16 protein-coding genes are annotated in these 17,519 nt (G+C 36.7%); 12 read left to right on the top strand and 4 right to left on the bottom strand.

What is annotated here, in order from left to right; translation table 11 throughout:
* Nucleotides 1–56 precede the first annotated feature (56 nt).
* Complete coding sequence (ubiA, locus tag PR761_RS14235; RefSeq protein ID WP_006816066.1) at nucleotides 57–911, top strand: 4-hydroxybenzoate octaprenyltransferase; 855 nt, start codon at nucleotides 57–59, stop codon at nucleotides 909–911.
* 82 nt (nucleotides 912–993) lie between these two features.
* On the opposite strand, the gene plsB is transcribed toward ubiA, so the two are convergent.
* Nucleotides 994–3,498 carry a glycerol-3-phosphate 1-O-acyltransferase PlsB gene (plsB, locus tag PR761_RS14240; protein ID WP_039855773.1) on the bottom strand — a complete coding sequence of 835 codons (2,505 nt, stop codon included), beginning with the start codon at nucleotides 3,496–3,498 and terminating at the stop codon, nucleotides 994–996.
* Between the two features lie 125 nt (nucleotides 3,499–3,623).
* On the opposite strand from plsB, the gene PR761_RS14245 reads away from it, so the two are divergent.
* Complete coding sequence (locus tag PR761_RS14245; protein WP_126458423.1) at nucleotides 3,624–3,998, top strand: diacylglycerol kinase; 375 nt, start codon at nucleotides 3,624–3,626, stop codon at nucleotides 3,996–3,998.
* Between the two features lie 118 nt (nucleotides 3,999–4,116).
* On the top strand, nucleotides 4,117–4,734 hold the full coding sequence (gene lexA / locus PR761_RS14250; protein ID WP_006816063.1) for a transcriptional repressor LexA: 618 nt from the start codon (nucleotides 4,117–4,119) through the stop codon (nucleotides 4,732–4,734).
* 117 nt (nucleotides 4,735–4,851) lie between these two features.
* Here the strand turns inward: lexA and zur are convergent, their stop codons facing one another.
* Nucleotides 4,852–5,367 (bottom strand): zinc uptake transcriptional repressor Zur, encoded by a 516-nt coding sequence (gene zur, locus PR761_RS14255; RefSeq protein WP_006816062.1) that lies wholly within the window; start codon nucleotides 5,365–5,367, stop codon nucleotides 4,852–4,854.
* A gap of 1,068 nt (nucleotides 5,368–6,435) precedes the next feature.
* Here zur and PR761_RS14260 point away from each other — a divergent pair.
* From PR761_RS14260 to PR761_RS14300, 9 genes are all read left to right on the top strand, one after another.
* Nucleotides 6,436–6,993: a fimbrial protein gene (locus PR761_RS14260; RefSeq protein WP_039855771.1), complete on the top strand. Its 558-nt coding sequence runs from the start codon at nucleotides 6,436–6,438 to the stop codon at nucleotides 6,991–6,993.
* A 72-nt stretch (nucleotides 6,994–7,065) separates the two neighbouring features.
* A complete protein-coding gene (locus PR761_RS14265; RefSeq protein ID WP_039855769.1) occupies nucleotides 7,066–7,794 on the top strand; it encodes a fimbrial biogenesis chaperone in 729 nt (242 codons plus the stop codon).
* Nucleotides 7,769–8,347: a fimbrial protein gene (locus tag PR761_RS14270; protein WP_112836049.1), complete on the top strand. Its 579-nt coding sequence runs from the start codon at nucleotides 7,769–7,771 to the stop codon at nucleotides 8,345–8,347. Before PR761_RS14265 ends, PR761_RS14270 begins: the two co-directional genes overlap by 26 nt.
* 15 nt (nucleotides 8,348–8,362) lie before the next feature.
* Nucleotides 8,363–8,926, top strand: coding sequence for a fimbrial protein (locus tag PR761_RS14275; RefSeq protein ID WP_006816058.1), 564 nt, complete (start codon nucleotides 8,363–8,365; stop codon nucleotides 8,924–8,926).
* A gap of 10 nt (nucleotides 8,927–8,936) precedes the next feature.
* Entirely contained in the window at nucleotides 8,937–9,659 is a 723-nt protein-coding gene (locus tag PR761_RS14280) for a fimbrial biogenesis chaperone (protein WP_050767651.1), read from the top strand.
* A 94-nt stretch (nucleotides 9,660–9,753) separates the two neighbouring features.
* On the top strand, nucleotides 9,754–12,309 hold the full coding sequence (locus tag PR761_RS14285; RefSeq protein ID WP_039855768.1) for a fimbria/pilus outer membrane usher protein: 2,556 nt from the start codon (nucleotides 9,754–9,756) through the stop codon (nucleotides 12,307–12,309).
* A gap of 52 nt (nucleotides 12,310–12,361) precedes the next feature.
* Nucleotides 12,362–13,570 carry a hypothetical protein gene (locus tag PR761_RS14290; protein WP_006816055.1) on the top strand — a complete coding sequence of 403 codons (1,209 nt, stop codon included), beginning with the start codon at nucleotides 12,362–12,364 and terminating at the stop codon, nucleotides 13,568–13,570.
* 38 nt (nucleotides 13,571–13,608) lie between these two features.
* Nucleotides 13,609–14,385, top strand: a complete 777-nt coding sequence (locus tag PR761_RS14295; protein WP_006816054.1) for a fimbrial biogenesis chaperone — start codon at nucleotides 13,609–13,611, stop codon at nucleotides 14,383–14,385.
* A gap of 91 nt (nucleotides 14,386–14,476) precedes the next feature.
* Nucleotides 14,477–15,538: an isoaspartyl peptidase/L-asparaginase family protein gene (locus PR761_RS14300; RefSeq protein ID WP_154610879.1), complete on the top strand. Its 1,062-nt coding sequence runs from the start codon at nucleotides 14,477–14,479 to the stop codon at nucleotides 15,536–15,538.
* Nucleotides 15,539–15,661: 123 nt separating this feature from the next.
* Here PR761_RS14300 and PR761_RS14305 read toward each other — a convergent pair whose 3' ends face one another.
* Complete coding sequence (locus tag PR761_RS14305; protein WP_112836055.1) at nucleotides 15,662–16,138, bottom strand: FidL-like protein; 477 nt, start codon at nucleotides 16,136–16,138, stop codon at nucleotides 15,662–15,664.
* Complete coding sequence (locus PR761_RS14310) at nucleotides 16,139–17,110, bottom strand: winged helix-turn-helix domain-containing protein (protein ID WP_112836057.1); 972 nt, start codon at nucleotides 17,108–17,110, stop codon at nucleotides 16,139–16,141.
* Nucleotides 17,111–17,519 lie beyond the last annotated feature (409 nt).

Genomic DNA, 17,519 nt, shown 5'->3' on the forward strand with positions numbered 1-17,519 from the left:
ATGACATTTATGGGTAAAATAGAAGCGTAAAGGAGCACGAAAACGTGGAGGGAAGTATGGCGCTAAGTAAATGGCATGCATACAGCCGTTTAATGCGTATTGATAGACCCATTGGTTCATTATTATTACTGTGGCCGACGTATTGGGCGCTGTGGATTGCCGCTCAAGGCACACCTAGTTTGCACCTTTTGATCGTCTTTACAGCCGGCGTATTCCTGATGCGCGCTGCGGGATGCGTAATCAATGACTTTGCGGACCGTAATTTTGACGGGTATGTGGAAAGAACCAAGCATCGGCCTTTGCCTAGTGGTGACGTCACAGAAAAAGAAGCAAAAATCCTATTTGCTTGTTTAGTGGGCTTCTCCTTCTTATTAGTCCTGACACTCAATTCGATGACTATTTGGCTATCCGTAGCGGGTTTAGCATTAGCGTGGATTTACCCCTTTGTTAAACGAGTCAGTAACTTACCGCAAGTTGTGTTGGGTGCTGCTTTTGGGTGGTCGATTCCAATGGGGTTTTCGGCAGTAAGTGAGTCCTTACCTCTTGTTTGCTGGTTACTGTTTTTGGTTAATATTATTTGGTCAGTGATTTATGATACCCAATATGCGATGGTTGATCGTAATGATGACTTAAAAATTGGCATCAAATCGACCGCGATTTTATTTGGAAATTACGACAAGCTGATCATTGGTTTACTGCAAGTTGTGATGGTTGGATTACTGGTGGTGATTGGGTTTCTTGCAAATTTAGGTATGGTTTATTATGCCGCACTGGTACTAACGTCAGCCTTGTTTGTGTATCAACAGCAATTGATGGTTAATCGCGAACGTGCACCCTGTTTCAAAGCATTTATGAACAATAACTATGTGGGTTTTATTCTGTTTATTGGCATGGTTATTAGCTATTTATAATCACTAAAATAGATGCGATAAAAAAGGGGTAATGCTTAGGCATTACCCCTTTTTGTTACGGTTAGAGAATCAACTCAATCAGTTAATCCTGCTTATCGTCTGACTCGCTAGAGGTATCTTTGAGTGTGTCTTTTGAACTTACCTTTGGTGCTGAAAGTTCCTCGGTTTGGCTCACACTTTCAATAGTTAAGCGAATCTCTGGTGACATTAAGCGAGCAAGCACGGCATACAGTTTTTTCGCATTTGTCGCAAAAATATCCGTCTCATCATTATCGATATAACCTTCTTCTTTCAAGGTATCGACCAGTGTTGAGAAGACCGCTTTATCAAAGAACTCAGGGGCATTAATACCATGCAGAACAGATAGACGCTGGGCAAGCATGCGACTCTCTTTTTCTAAAGTATTACGGCTGACTTCTGGGCTAGCATTGAGTAATGACAGCGTAATTGCATAGCGCTGTAAGGTTTCGCGTACGCCAGCAGCCAATAATTGCAGTGGGCGGATACGGTGTGGGTTTAATGCCACACGATCGCCATCTTTCAAGCTGATCAGTTTTTGGCTATTTAACTCGTCAATTAAGGTGTCCACGGTGCTGACCAGAGCATCATTGTCATAACGCATAAATAGCTCAGCTTTCAGGAATGGGTAAATCAGCCCAACCTGCTGGTGGATTTCTTGGCGACTAATTTGCTCATGATGCAGAACAATACTGGAAATCAGTGATGGAAGAACCAGTAAGTGGTGGATATTATTGCGATAGTAAGTCATCAAGACGGCATTTTCGCGAGGCAGAATAATAATATCCCCCATGCTGTCTTTTTCGACTTCGAATTTATCCATTTGCAGTGCATGTTCGAGAAGCTCTTCCGCCGTTTTATTTGGCGTCGTTGCATCTGCGGTATAAGGCACATTGCGCAGTAATTGCAGGTAGCAATCCACTTGTTCAATCAGCTGTTCACGAGTAAGTGAGCGCTGACGTGATGCCAATAATGCTGTCGCACATAAGTTGATTGCGTTAGCTGCGGCAGCATTATTGATATTGACCATAATGTTATCTGCTAAGCTACTCACGGTTGGGTTTAACCAACTTGGACGCTGAGGCTCAATAGGATCGATAGATTCACGCCAATTAGGTACGCGATTATTTAAGTATTGCGGTAATGAAATAGGTTGCCCAAAATTCACATAACCTTGACCTAAATTACGAAGTTTACGCAAACCACGGATCATCGAGATAAAGCCTTCTTTCTCTTTTTCCGCACCGCGTAATTCTTTGGCGTAAGTACCCACTTCCATAACATGTTCATAGCCAATATAGACAGGCACGATGGTAATTGGGCGAGAATCCCCGCGTAGCATGGCTTGCAAGGTCATCGATAAAGTACCGGTTTTCGGTTGCAGTAAGCGACCTGTGCGGGAGCGCCCACCTTCGACAAAGTATTCAATGGAATAGCCGCGAGCAAATAGCTCACTGAGATACTCACGAAAAATAGTCGAGTAAAGCTTATTACCTTTGAAAGTTCGGCGAATAAAGAATGCACCAAGGCGGCGGAATATCGGACCTGCTGGCCAGAAATTGAGGTTGATCCCCGCTGCGATATGTGGAGGAACTAGCCCTTGGTGATACAGAACATACGAGAGCAACAGATAGTCCATATGACTACGGTGAGATGGCACATACACAATTTCATGACCATCTTGAGCCAATTGGCGAACGCGCTCTGCATGCTGAACATTGATGCCTTGATACAGGCGATTCCAAGTCCAGCTAAGTACGCGGTCACTCAGACGAACAGCTTCGTAAGAAAAGTTGGCAGCAATTTCTTCCATCATCGCCACGGCATTTTGCTGGGCTTTTTGTAATGGAATTTTTTTGCTGCGGGCTTCATCTTCAACGGCTTTTTCAATCGCTTTTGAAGCGAGAAGCTTATTGAAGAGCTCATAGCGAACAGGTAGTTTAGGACCAACAGCAGCCAGACGCTGGCGAGAATAGTGGATACGAGCAACTCGAGCGAGTTTATTCGCAATAATCGTATCTGTACCATGCTCTTGCGCCATTTTCCCCAATGAGATACTGGGTGAAAAACGGACGAAGCTATCACGACCTAACCATAGGATAGCAAAGAATTTTTGAACACCATTTAGGAGTTTCAGTGGTGCGGGCTTATGACCTTCACGACCCGGTGAACGACCGAACATGACGGAGGCCGGTAGCATCTGGATATCAAGATTTGGGTTATTCTTATGTAAATCTAGATACGCATGGAATACTTTCACTGACTCTTTACGTGGATCTGGTGAATAGTAGCGAAAAACTCTCGGACCATCATCAATAAAGACGTAAGCTGGAAGTTTTGTTCCATTAATGTCGTTATCGACCAGCGGATCAGGAAGACCGATGGCTAAACATTGGTGTCGTAATGTTAGCAAGTCAGACTTTGAATGGTATGGCAATACGTAGAGAGTTGGCTTGTTAGTATCAAGCTGCAGCTCTGCGATTGGGTCTGACGGAATTAGTTTACTTTTTACCAATAATTTTAGTGGTAAATTCAACATGTTGTAATATATTTTACGCCATAGTGACATAAATGATTATAGCCTCTTGTTAAAAATGCTGCGTGATCATACCAGAAAGCAGCGTTCAGATCTGTTATCGATAATTCACTTTGACCGCAAAAGTTGATTATTGTTTAGAAATTTAAGGAAAAAATATGGCAAGTGAAACCAAGGGATTTACACGCGTTATTAAAGCAGCTGGATACTCTCTTAAGGGTTTAAAAGCTGCATGGGTCAATGAAGCCGCGTTTAGACAGGAAGCAGTTGCTGCTATCATAGCGATAATTATAGCTTTTTATTTGGATGTTAGCCAAATAGAGCGGATTTTATTGATTGGCTCGGTGGTGCTTGTTGCTATTGTCGAGCTAATTAATAGCGCTATTGAAGCGGTAGTTGACCGGGTGGGGACTGAATATCATGAACTCTCTGGGCGGGCAAAAGATATTGGTTCAGCAGCGGTTTTTGTGACTATCGGTTTAGCACTGTTTATTTGGGCAACCATTTTATGGTCACGTTATTTTGCCGTTTAATGATGAAAACACAGAAATATCAGTAAAAAATGCGGATATTGAGTGATTTAACGGTTCCCAATCCCTATTTACCTGTATATACTCACAGTCTGACTGTATAAACAAACAGGGGAATGGAATGAAAGCACTGACGGCTCGACAACAGCAGGTTTACAATCTGGTGCGTGACCACATTTCGCAGACAGGTATGCCACCGACTCGCGCTGAAATAGCAGCAAGCCTTGGTTTTCGTTCGCCTAATGCGGCAGAAGAACATTTAAAGGCCTTAGCGCGTAAAGGGGTTATCGAAATTGTCTCTGGTGCTTCCAGAGGAATTCGTCTGCTTTTAGAAGAATCTAATGATGATATTGGGTTACCTCTCATTGGCCGAGTTGCTGCCGGTGAACCATTACTCGCTGAAGAACATATCGAAAGCCATTATCACGTTGACCCAGAATTATTTAAACCACATGCGGATTTTTTACTGCGCGTGAATGGCATGTCAATGAAAGATATTGGAATTATGGACGGTGATTTATTAGCAGTACACAAAACTCAGAATGTCCATAATGGACAGGTTGTTGTTGCTCGTATTGAAGATGAAGTTACCGTAAAACGCTTTAAGCAGCAGGGTAATCGCGTTGAGCTGATTGCAGAAAATCCTGAGTTTGCACCTATTGTTGTTGATTTACGTCAGCAGAATTTTACCATTGAAGGTTTGGCTGTTGGGGTTATTCGCAACGGTGATTGGTATTGATGTTGAATGATTGAGTCTGGAAGCAGACTCAATAGTTTTTAAATTTCTCTTCTTCTATATAGCTTCCTTTATATAGAAAGACATTACTCCTATTTTTTCTCACTTATCTCTTCTTTATTACTTCTTTTTTAAATTTATCGGTATCTGATGGTCGTGACCACAATGTGCGTGATCTTGGCAAATTGCAGTTTCATAGCAATTTTTGCATAGGCCATGATTTTCAACAACGGTATGCCTTAGATGAAAATGATGCTTTTCCGCTAAATCCATAATCGCTTCTTCAATTGCCACGCCGTCACTTTCCGTTACATTCCCACAGTTATCGCAAATTAGCATTACAGAAGTATGGCTTGGATTATCAACGTGATGACAGACGATGTAGCTGTTGGTTGATTCAATTTTGTGGATAAAGCCTTGTTCCATCAGAAATTCAAGACCACGATAAACGGTAGGTGGCTTTGCTTGCGGTTCTATTTCACGTAATAAATCCAGTAGGTCATACGCACTGATAGCTCGAGACTGCTGAGCAATTAAACGTAATACCGTTTCTCTTTGTGGGGTCAAACGAACGCCTTTGGACTCACAAATACGTTTGGCTGTTGCAAGTAACATATCTGCACTCATTTTTTTCATTAACTTGACTCCATCTAATCTCAAGAATATGTCCAATGTTTATTAGTTTATCATAATTTTTTACTGATAGAGGGGAATGCATAGGATGAAACTAGATTTAAGGTGGTTATGTAAAAGCTAAGTTATTTTTTGTCGTCACTAAAAATCTAAAATAAACTTTAATGTAAGTATGGGTATCAGTATAAATACTCAAATAATGGAAAATTTAATTTAAGTTCCATTATTTTGAGATAGGTAAGTTAACAATATGAACACATATAATCCTTTATTCTAACAGGCTTTAACTCAAATTTTAATTAAGACTTATCTTAATTAGACTAATCCAATGTAGATTATAATATTTTCAATTTCCCGTTTATAGAATTAAATTCTGGATAATGACTTTAATTATGTTTTTAATGTCATCAGTAGAGTAAAATACATAATTATATATTTTTTGAATTTAATCGATAACTGTCATTTTTAAAGAAATTATGTAAGTGGTCGGATGTGAATTTATATAAATAATTCAAAAAAACAAATGTAAAGATATGATTAGATTCGTAATGTGAAATTAAAATCTATTGAATTTCGATTTTCATTTATTATCGACTGATTGATTGGCTGTATGTGCGTATTTTTGACAATATATATTGCCTGAGTGGAATTAACCGCAGAAAGTAACAGAAAGTAACAAGCGATATAAAAATTTAATGCAACGCTCAGTTTATTATTTAAAGTCAGTTTGAATTAAAGAATTAAATTAAGTTATTAAATAGTTCGTGATGCTTTCCAATGCTTTAATCTTTGTCCATTTAACTATTTCTATATTGGTGTTGGTCTCTAATGTGTAGGTATAGAAATAGTTTCTTTTTTAAAGTCAGTAATGGAAAACGGGCGACTTTAAAAAAGAGGATTAAAAGGATCTTTAATGCTCTCTAATGTTGGTTTGAGAAAGCCAACAAAAAATCCACCAAGCTTCAATGCATGAATTTAGGGACAACGATATAAGGATATTTTGGAACTTGGTACTTAATAAAAAAATTGTGTCTTTCACTACTACATGACATGAATACAGAGGTATTTAATATGTTATTCAATAAAAAATTAGCAACAATCGCAGTATTAGCAAGTTCAATGATCGCTGGTTCTGCATTTGCAGCTGATGAGCCAAGCAAACAAGGTACAACAGTAACTTTTAAAGCACAATTACGTGCAGCATCTTGTGATGTTAAATCATCTGCAGCTGGTTCTGTTGTTGATTGGGGTGTTTTCACTGCGGACCAAACTACGGGTAAAAACCCTAAAGATCAGTTAGGTGTTACTAAAAACTTTGATTTAGTTCTTTCTAACTGCTCTAAAGCAGCAGCGAAAGATGCTGCCATCTTCGTTCGTGCAGACGGTGATGCTTCTACTCGTTATAGCGAATTCTTCGCAAACGCAGCAGCAAATGCATTAGCAGTACAATTAACTTCTGGTGCAACTCCAATTTTGCCAAACACAGATAACGAACTGAAACTGGCTAACGATATTGCTGCTAACGGTACAGCTGCGATTCCAGTTGCTGCTAAATTAGTTCTGACTCAAATCGGTGTTCAAACTGATACTTTAAACGTACCAGTAACTTTCACTGTATCTTATAACTAATTAGTTTAGTTTTTATTGTGAAGAGGCTTTTTTAAAAGCCTCTTATTTAATCTTAGATATATGGATAAGATAATGAAAACAAAAGATGTAAAAAAGATCTCAGCAACAAAGATTTTAGGTGTTAGTTTAACTCTATTGTTTTCATTAACGACTCTTCCTGCCTATTCTAATGGTGTGGGGCTGAATGCGACTCGCATAGTTTATATACAGGATGAAAATAGTGCATCAATTGGTGCAAGAAATAAAACAGATATAAATTATTTAGCTAAATTTTCTGTAAGTCAAAAAGCTGATGGCACTGGTCCAGCCCCATTTACGGTTACGCCACCGTTAATCAAGATTGATGCTGGGAAATCTCAAGATATTCGAGTTTTTGCGCAGCAAAATTCATTACCAAGAGATAGAGAATCTGTTTTCTATTTTAGCGGCATTATGATTCCAGCAACAAATGGACCGGCAGATCGTACAGCATTAAATATTGGTTATAATAACGTAATAAAATTATTTTATAGACCAAGTCATTTAAAAGTTTCACCTCAGGAAGCTTATAGCCAGCTAATTATTAAATCAACATCAACCGGTGTCGTTGTTGAAAATAATTCACCTTACTATATCTCACTAAATGAATTAAAAATAAATGGTGTGAAGGTCGAGTTAAGTTTGAAAAAGAATAATACAATGGTTTCTCCATTTAATTCATTTAGTTATATAGTTCCTGCTAATGGACGTAAAGGTATAGCCACTTGGACGGTGATAAATGATTTGGGAGGCGAAGATGTTTATAGCGGGCAAGTTAACTAAACAATTAATGTGTAAAATTTATATTTTATTCTTTATATCCGTCAGTTATTTTGGTGTAATCAAAAATTCACAAGCTGCTGAAATGCAAGTAATTGGTAATGTTATTAAAGGAACTTGCGTTGTTTCAGTCGATAAAATGGAAGTACAGTTTAAACCTATTTTTATTCCTAATGTAAAAGAAGATATTAACGATAAAACATTTTTGAAGCCATTCTCATTGAGATATACCTGTTCTGAGTTTGATTTATCGACAGGAAGTGCTCCTTATTTAATGAAGGTTGCAGCAAGTACGGGAACTTCAGTAGATCCTAGTAATAAAATTTATCCGACAACTAATAATACAAAAGCTGCTTTTGTTTTAAGAAAATGTGATAGCAGCAAAGCAAATTGTAATATTGTAGACATTAATGGTGGTGGCGTTATTCCTTTTCAAGTTACGGCAAATGCTAGCTTAGAAAGCCATTTTGAAGTCAGTGTTGTTCAATTAGGAACAAGTCGACCAACGCCTGGAGAGTTAGTTGCTGCGGTTGATATTACATTGCTTCAACCATAATAAAAGGAATGAGTTATGAAAGCGTTACATTTATTAATCGGTGGAAGCTTATTTTTATTCAGTAGTATATTTAATAGTACTCAAGCTAGGGATGATGGTTTGCACGATTTTACATTTAACCTTACTGTTCCTAAGAATACTTGTGATATTAATATTGAAGGAACTTCAGCTAATAAAGTGGATTTTGGTAATATTCCAATTAGTAAATTTAAGAGTGACGTTCCAACAGGGAATTTGAAATTACCATTCAAAGTGACTATTCAAAATTGTAAAACTAAAAATCATGATGGTGCATATATTTCCCTTACGGGTAATTATAAAGCAGAGCAAAATGGATTTTTAGATGATGCTGGTAAAACATTTGCCATCAGAATATCGAATAAAAATAATGCAACTCAAGGTGATGCTGATTTTGTTACTGAGCAAAATAATAAATTATTTCCAAAAATAGAAGAAACAGCGTTATCAAAAACTTTTTATGCTTATGTTATGTGCAAAACTGGAACAACGGAATGTGCAGATGATGTCAACGTAGGCGGCTTTAAAGCAACATTAACATTGACTTATGTTTCTGATTAAGAGAAATAATATGTTACTTCGATTATTTATAATATTGATTACATATTCAATGACATTTATTGCACATGCGGATGGTGTGTCTTTGAATCAAAGCCGTATCATATATTCACAGAAAGATAAAAGTCAGGTTATGCAAGTTCATAACGATACTGCATCACCAATTTTAGTTCAAACCTCTATTTTAGATGATGTTGATGGTAAAATTGTTGATAATTTTATTTTAACCCCCCCGCTTTTTAGAGTTGATGCAAGAAGTGAGTTTGCAGCAAGAGTTTTACCCAATAACATTGCAAATTTGCCAAAAGATAGAGAGTCAATTTTTTATTTAAAAGCCAGAGCTATTCCTGCAATAAAAAAAGAAGAAGAGAAAGATAAGCCTAGCTTAGTATTTGTAACTGCATTTGTAATTAAATTAATTTATCGGCCGGAAATAATTAGTGAACCTAATCTAAATGATTATAAAAAAATCAATTTAGTTAAAAAGAATAACAAATGGCAGTTTGAAAATACAACTCCATATTATATGACGTTGGTGGGATTAACTATCGATGGGGAAATGAACCAAGAATCATTGTTATTAAAGCCATTTAGCCACTATGAAATTGGCAAAAATATTAATAATCCATCGACGGTTAGTTGGTATTTTTTAAATGACTTTGGTACCACAACAGAAAAGCAAGTAATAAAAAAAGAAACTGAAATAGTGAAGGACTCGAAGATTAAGGATAAATAGGGTCATAGCTAATACTTAGGTACATATATAACAGTTAATTTTTAATTAGTCTGTTGATGTGAAACCAATATAAAGATGAATAAAGGCTATAGAAATGGACAACAAATTATTTAAAATCAGCTTATTATCTTCATTGATATGTCTATCTCTATATTCTTATGGCGATGACTATTTTGATCCGAGCATGTTAGAGAGTCAACTAGGGGTAGATGCTAGCCAGTTAGACCTTTCTCAATTTAGTCGCTCGAATAGTATTCCAGCAGGGGAATACCATGTTGAACTTGAAGTGAATAGAAATAACTTAGGCGATAATCTACTTACATTCGCACCTAATAAGCAAGGGGATATTGTTCTTGTTGTTACTCCTGCGTTACTTGCTGAGTGGGGGGTGAATGTTAAAGCTATTTCAAGTTTAAATGCGCTAGATCCAAATACTAAAATTTTTAATCTTGATGAATATATTAAAGATGCATCTGTTACCACGGATATGTCTAAGTTAATCGTGCGTGTTGAAATTCCACAAATTGCAATGCTAACAAAAGCTCAGGGATACATCAGTCCCGAATTGTTGGATGATGGCGTTTCAGCTCTGTTTTTTAACTATTTTGTGAGTGGTAACAAAAATCGCTACGATTCCAATTATTCAGGCTCAAATACAACAGATAATATTTTTGCAACTGTGGCGAGTGGATTAAATATAGGGGCCTGGCGACTACGTTCGAATATGTCTTATTCTCGTAGCAGTGGTGACTACGGTTCACAATCTTCGACAGAATTTAATAACACTTATGTGATGCGAGCAATACACTCTATTCGTTCAACATTGATGATGGGTGAAATTACCACAGGTAGTGACGTTTTTGACAGCATTCCATTTAAAGGGGTTAAGTTAGCCTCTAATGAGGAAATGCTACCAAGTAGTGAGCGTGGCTTTGCGCCTGAAATTAATGGAATCGCGTCATCGAATGCACGCGTTACCATCAGACAAAATGGTTATATTGTTTATCAAACCTATGTTTCTCCCGGCGCATTTAAACTTAAAGATGTTTATGCAACAGGAAACGCGGGTGACCTTGATGTAACAGTAACTGAAGAAAATGGTACTGAAAAAACGTTTACAGTGGCTTATTCCTCTTTACCTGTCATGGTTCGTCCTGGTGGTTATAGATATGAAACCAGTGTAGGGCGTTATAATGGCGGCTATACGGTTAGTTCAAAAGAATCTGATTTCTTTTTAGGTTCATTTATTTATGGTTTACCAACAAATACTACGCTATACGGCGGCTTATTGATGGCGAAAGATTACGCCTCAGCTGCAGCAGGTTTAGGTATTTCTCTTGGTACTTTTGGTGCACTCTCTGCGGATATTACTCATGCTACAGCTGCTATGGGTGGAGACCTTGGGGATAAATCCGGTCAATCTTACCGGATTCGTTATTCAAAAAGTATGACCACAACAGGGACATCTGTTGACTTAACCGCTCTGCGTTATTCTAGTCGTACTTACTTTAGTTTTGCGGATTTTAATAACTATGATCGCCGTTTAAAAGATGATGTGGCGCCATGGCTGAATCAACGTCAGCGTGCAAGCTTTACGACTTCAATCAGCCAATCACTAGGTAAATACGGTAGTTTATTCTTATCTGGAAGCATTTCTGATTACTGGGAAATTGACCGTGAAGTACGTCAGATTGCATTTGGTTATAACGGAAGTTTAAATCAGATAAATTACTCGATTCGTTACAGTATCGACAGAATGAAAGGTGAGTCTTCCTGGCCTGAAAACCGCCAAATTTCGATTAACGTGAACATACCATTTAGTATTTTCTCTAACCATGAATTGGCTAGAAATATGAGTAGTAGCTATATATTTACTCAGGATAATGAACATAGAATGACAAATCAGCTCTCAGTTAATGGTAGCTTCTTAGACAATAAACTGGGGTATGGTATTTCTCAAGGTTATGAGAATAAAGGTGTAGGGAATAATGGGTCACTTAATGCGAGTTACTCCGGTTCAAAAGGCGATATCTCCGCAGGCTATAATTACAGTAAGGACAGTAATAGTGTTAATGCGAGTATGAGTGGTGGGATGTTAATTCATTCTGGCGGAGTATTGCTAGGTAAGCCAATGGGGAGCAGTTTGGCAATTATCGAAGCTGATGGTGCTACGGGTGCTGAGGTGGGAAGTAAAGATACCGTCATTAATAACTCAGGTTATGCACTTTATCCTTATACGTCCCCATATAATGCAAACATTATTAATATGGATGTGAATACGTTACCTCATGATGTGATCTTAAAGGAAACCAGTAAAACAGTTTATCCATCAGCAGGTTCGATCGTGAAAGTGAAGTTTAATACTAAGCTGGGTTTACAGGCCATCATTAACCTACAAACGCCGTCAGGTAAACCTGTGCCATTCGGTGCTGTGGCATCTTTGAATGGATCTGATGCAACAGAAGAGAATACTGGAATTGTCGGTGATAATAATCAAGTGTTCATGAGTGGATTACCGGCAAATGGTAAATTAAATATTAGCTGGGGTAGCAATGATAGCCAGCAATGTACCGCAACTTTCTCTGGTTTAGATGCTATGCAAGTTAGCCCATCACAGCCAGTTCGTACAATTTCGGCAGTTTGCCAGTAGATTTATAATAGCGAAATCTGTGTTTAATATAAAAAACATGTAAGGGTGTAATATGGCAGGTAATGATTCTAAAATCTATTGTAAACTCAGTATGTTTGCGCTTCTGACGGGGTTGTTTTCAGGCCAAGCCCATGCAGTGATGAATATTGTTTTAGAAGGGTTGCTGGACTTAGATACACCGGTAGCTTCTACTGAGCCCTATTTAGTTGAAGCGCGTTTGACAGGCACGACATCTTTAAGTACTTCTGGAACCTATGGAAACGGAGGGTTCTGGAGTTCAGAATGGGCACTTGTTGGTTTATCTGATGGTGATAGCTATTGCAAATCAGCAAATTCAGGATTTGTGGTCACAATACCCGGCACAAGTAAAAAAGGTTTTGCATTAGATTTTTTCCTTCCTGATGGAAGTAAACCTGCAGGATCACAAGCTTGGATTATTCCGACTATTAACTACAATGTAAGCATACTTGGAAGTGATGCTGATTTTAAAAAACAATGGCGTGGATTAGAGCGAAATTATACCGGAACTTTTTTTAGGCCAGCTACCGGACTCATTGATACTTTTAGTCGTGCTGATATCTGTATGTATCCTCCCAATGCATATCAGGAAGGGTATGACACCATGAGAAAATTTATTACGTTTAATACAAGTTCTCGATTTGAACTGTATACTAATTTTCAATTAGTACCCGGGCGCTTCCGATTACAAAAAAGAGTAAGTGTGATAACTCAAGGACCTCGTGTAAGCCCCAATGGTGCGAATTCTTCTGAGCGTATTGAATTTATCACCAATATTCGAGTGGTACGTATTTGTAAAATCAAAAATGTTACCCAATCAACATTTGATATCGTGATGGGGCGAAGCAATCAAGAAACGCGAGAATCTCGCTTTCAATACACCTGTACCGCAGATAATAAACCTATTTATATTACCGCAATTTCTCGTGAGGGGCGTGTAGATACCAGTAACCCAAGAAAATTGTGGTTTAATAAAGTTGATGGAACGGAAATTAATAATGCTAAAGCGCCTTGGTTATTAGCGCTGCCGTACAAAGATGGGGATGATTCAACTCTGTTATGTAGCAATGATACAAATACTAAGCTATTGAAATTTAATAATGAAGACCAAGAAATTGGTAAAAACTCAGTAGCAAATCAACAGGAAAGCCTGAATATTAAATGGGCTATTTGTGCCAATAATAATGTTGATCCTGGTAAATACCGAGCGCGTGTCGAAGTGGCGGTTTATACAAAAATTTAATCTATCCTCAGCATTTAATAAATTATAAAGGTTTATCAATGAAAAAATGGGCCAGCATTCTGATAACGGGTTTAACGCTATCATTATTATTCGGTGTAATGCCATCGTTTGCATCTGATTTCGAGAGTGCTAGCTCAGATACCATTGTTTTTCCCTATGAGCGTAAAACCTTTATTGAAGGGGAGAAAAGTGTTTCCTTTCGTTTGCGCAATGCAACCACTAAAACACCATATTTAATGCAAGCAAGTGTTGAAAAGTTAGATGAAGACACAGGGGTAAATACACTGGAAAGTACCGATAATTTTCCTTTTATGATTACTCCTCCTTTATATAAGTTAGAGCCCGGTCAGCGTTATGATTGGCGTGTAATGTTTGTGGGTGATACTGCTAAAATGCCAAGTGACCGTGAAACGGTCTATATTGCAAAATTTAGAGCGATTCCACCTTCAATACCTAATACAGAAGAAAAAAAAGACAGTGCTGAGTTTGATGCCATTCAAGCTTTGCACTTTAAAGTGTATTACCGCCCTAAGAACTTAGAAAGTTTAACGTTCGAAGAGGCACAAAAAAAATTAAGTTTTAGGCGTGAAGGCAATGAGTTAATTGTTATGAATAATTCTCCGATTTATCTTTCATTTGATAGTGTGAATGTCGGAGGGAAAGAAATAAACAGTAATGAGTTATTCAAACCACTAAAACCATTGAGTGAGCAACGCTTTAAATTACCAAGTGATATCAATGGTAATCAAGTGAAATGGGCTATTTTGGATGACTTGGTATTACCGATGGAAGAACAAGTGAGTACATTGCAATAAATTTATTTTTTATCAAATAATGAAATATTGGCTTAAGGGAAAAATAAAATCTTCGAGCCAATAAAACTTATTGCATAAAATAAGGTTAATCATGAATAACCTAGCTAAGAAAATAAAATCAACCAAATATACCTTTAGTATAATTTTTTTATCTGCAATTATTTTTTCCTCATCAACAACTGCACAAAAAAATAATTTCCGTTTAGTTATCCATGGTGGAGCTGGCGATATTACTGAAAAGCTGCTTTCTCCTGAATTACAAAAAGAGCATGAAGAGAAATTAAAAGAAGCACTTCAAGCTGGATACACTATTCTTGCTCAAGGTGGTGATAGTGTTGATGCCGTTCAAGCTGCGGTGATCGTGATGGAAGATTCCCCTCTGTATAACGCAGGTAAAGGCGCATCATTAACCACCGATAATAAGGTAGAGTTGGATGCTTCGATTATGGATGGGCGAACTCGTAAGGCAGGTGCTGTCGCTGGAGTGTCGAACGTCAGAAACCCAATAATGGCAGCTTACCGTGTTATGACGAAAAGCCCCTATGTGATGATGGGGGGAGCTGGTGCTGAACAATTTGCTAAATCAGAAGGGTTAGATATTGTTGACCCATCTTACTTTATCACTGAAAAACGAGCAGAACAGCTTAAAAAAGTGAAAGAAATCAGCCACAAAATAGATCAAGAAAAAGGGATTAATGCTGCTTTATTCGTTGATCCTCTGATGTTCGATTATAAATACGGTACAGTTGGTGCTGTTGCAATCGATAAAAAAGGCAATTTAGCTTCTGCGACCTCCACGGGAGGAAGTACAAATAAGCATTATGGCCGCATTGGTGACTCCCCTATTATTGGCGCAGGAACTTACGCTGATAACAACACTATTGCTATTTCAACGACAGGACTAGGGGAATTGTTCATTCGATCTGTTGCTGCTTATGATGTTGCCGCTCAAATAAAATATAAAGGTATCACGCTTTCTGAAGCATCAACAAATATCCTTAATACGGTGCATAATATGGGGGGAGCTGGTGGACTGATTGCGATTGATAAAGATGGAAATTATGTTATGGATTTCAATACGAAAGGTATGTTTAGAGGAACGATAGCTCAAGATGGTGTTCCTTTCGTAGAAATTTATGAACCTAAAAAATAATTAATACTTTGTTTGAATGTTATATCTATAGATTTAATACCCTTTAATTGCGCTTATATTATTCAAATTTTCCCATGTTGACGATTTTTACCTACTTAAACGTAATTGTTGGTAGGTATTTTTTTATTCAATAAAACAAGTGAATGAGGTATATGCTTCATCTTTAAGGATATAAATATTATCTTCCATTTTTTTCACTTGAATGTAGTAGTTTATTTTTTCTCTATCTACATTAAAAAAAGTAGAAAAAATATTATTTGGCGTATTATCTGAAGTCATTATTGAGGATGATTTGAATCTAATCGCATAATGTCCTTTATTATCCACAGGATTATATTCAAAATATACTGCTCTATCTAAGCGATACACTGTATCTTGCTCTTTTATATAGCCATAAAAGTTCATACGCCCACTATGGTTATCTGCAATTTGAAGGCTCATTTTAGATTTAAGAATAATACCATCAGGCGTGCCATTTTCTTTTATCCACACGATTTCCGAGTGACAAATTGTCATTTCGTCTTCTTTTTTATTGGTAAATACAAACGCAATCGAAACTATAGCAACGAGAAGAATCGAGGCAGCTATATACTTTTTCATTTAAATTCTCTGGTCATTAATGGACACGCATTCAAATCGGTTATTTTTTTCTTTACAAATACTTAGAGCAATATTTTTATCAAATGAGTAGGCTGAATTGACATCAGATAATAGGATGATTCGTTTGGGTTCATCACAAGAAATATTATATTTTTCAAGTTTTTTATTAACAAAGTCGATAGTGTCGCTAGTCGTTTTTTCACTCATCTCTATCGGTGTTTGTATAATACAATTCTCTCTGGTACTCACTGTATGGTATGTATTTTCTTGATTATTAATGTATTTGTTATTATTTGAGATTATATAAATTGAGATAAGGATGATAGCGATAATGAATGTGATAACTGAAAATTTAATTAATTTTTTATTTTTACTATCATTGTAGCCCTGAGAAATGGCATTTTTATTTTCTATGATTTCTTCTGTATTTAAAGATGTACTATCATTTAATAATGAACAGCTATTAATTAATGTATCTTCAGTAGGTTGGGAGGATGAATCAAATATGCTTTTATGATCATCTGCCAATACAAAATGAGATGGCACTAAAGAGGGGTGAAGAGAGTCATAATCATCTTTAGTGATAATTTCATTAGATATTATTTCAGCATCATCATCATCAATCTTAAATTTTGAAAGATGACTATCAATTCTAAAGCCTTTTTTAGGAACCGTAACGATAGTTTTTGGATCAATACCGACTTGCTCGAGTTTTTTTCTTATCTCGCTAATATAAGTATTTAAATTATTATTTGAACCAACAAGTCCATACTCTTCCCAAACGTTGGTAAGTAATTCATCACGAGTAGCAATCCCTTTTTTAAAATTTAATAAAAGGATCTCCCCAAATAAGCGTGCTGCTGGTTTTGATAATTCAACAGATTGATCTAGGTCACCTTTTAGGTAAATTAGACATTTTCGTTGCTCAAAAATAAATTTTTCATCAATAGTATAATCATGTTTTTCGATCATGGTTACCGCCAGTTCTCTCAAATTCAAATAATTCAATAAGCTAAGCCACCATTATTTATTGGCTAAGTAAAATTAAGTTAAATTTATTTAGGTGTTTTATATTTTTATAATTTTAATAATGTATATAGTCTAAATAGTGAAATGAATTACTGCAAGTATTGCTCGATGAGCTTTTTTGCGATCAATTAGCAAAATTATTGATTTGAATGTCTGGTTAGAATTTTTACCTGTACATATTGAAATTTACAGTCTAATTATATAATTTCGTCGCTTATTTTGAGTGTAAAAAGTTAATTAATCTATATTTTAAATGAGGGTTTAATTGAATTTATAGGATTTATCTTAGGTATAATTGCTTAATTTAATTTATGGATAAACCTAATTTATATAATAGATTATTTTTTATATT

It is taken from the genome of Providencia sp. PROV210, from assembly GCF_028479445.1.
Classification (GTDB): Bacteria; Pseudomonadota; Gammaproteobacteria; order Enterobacterales; family Enterobacteriaceae; genus Providencia; species Providencia rustigianii.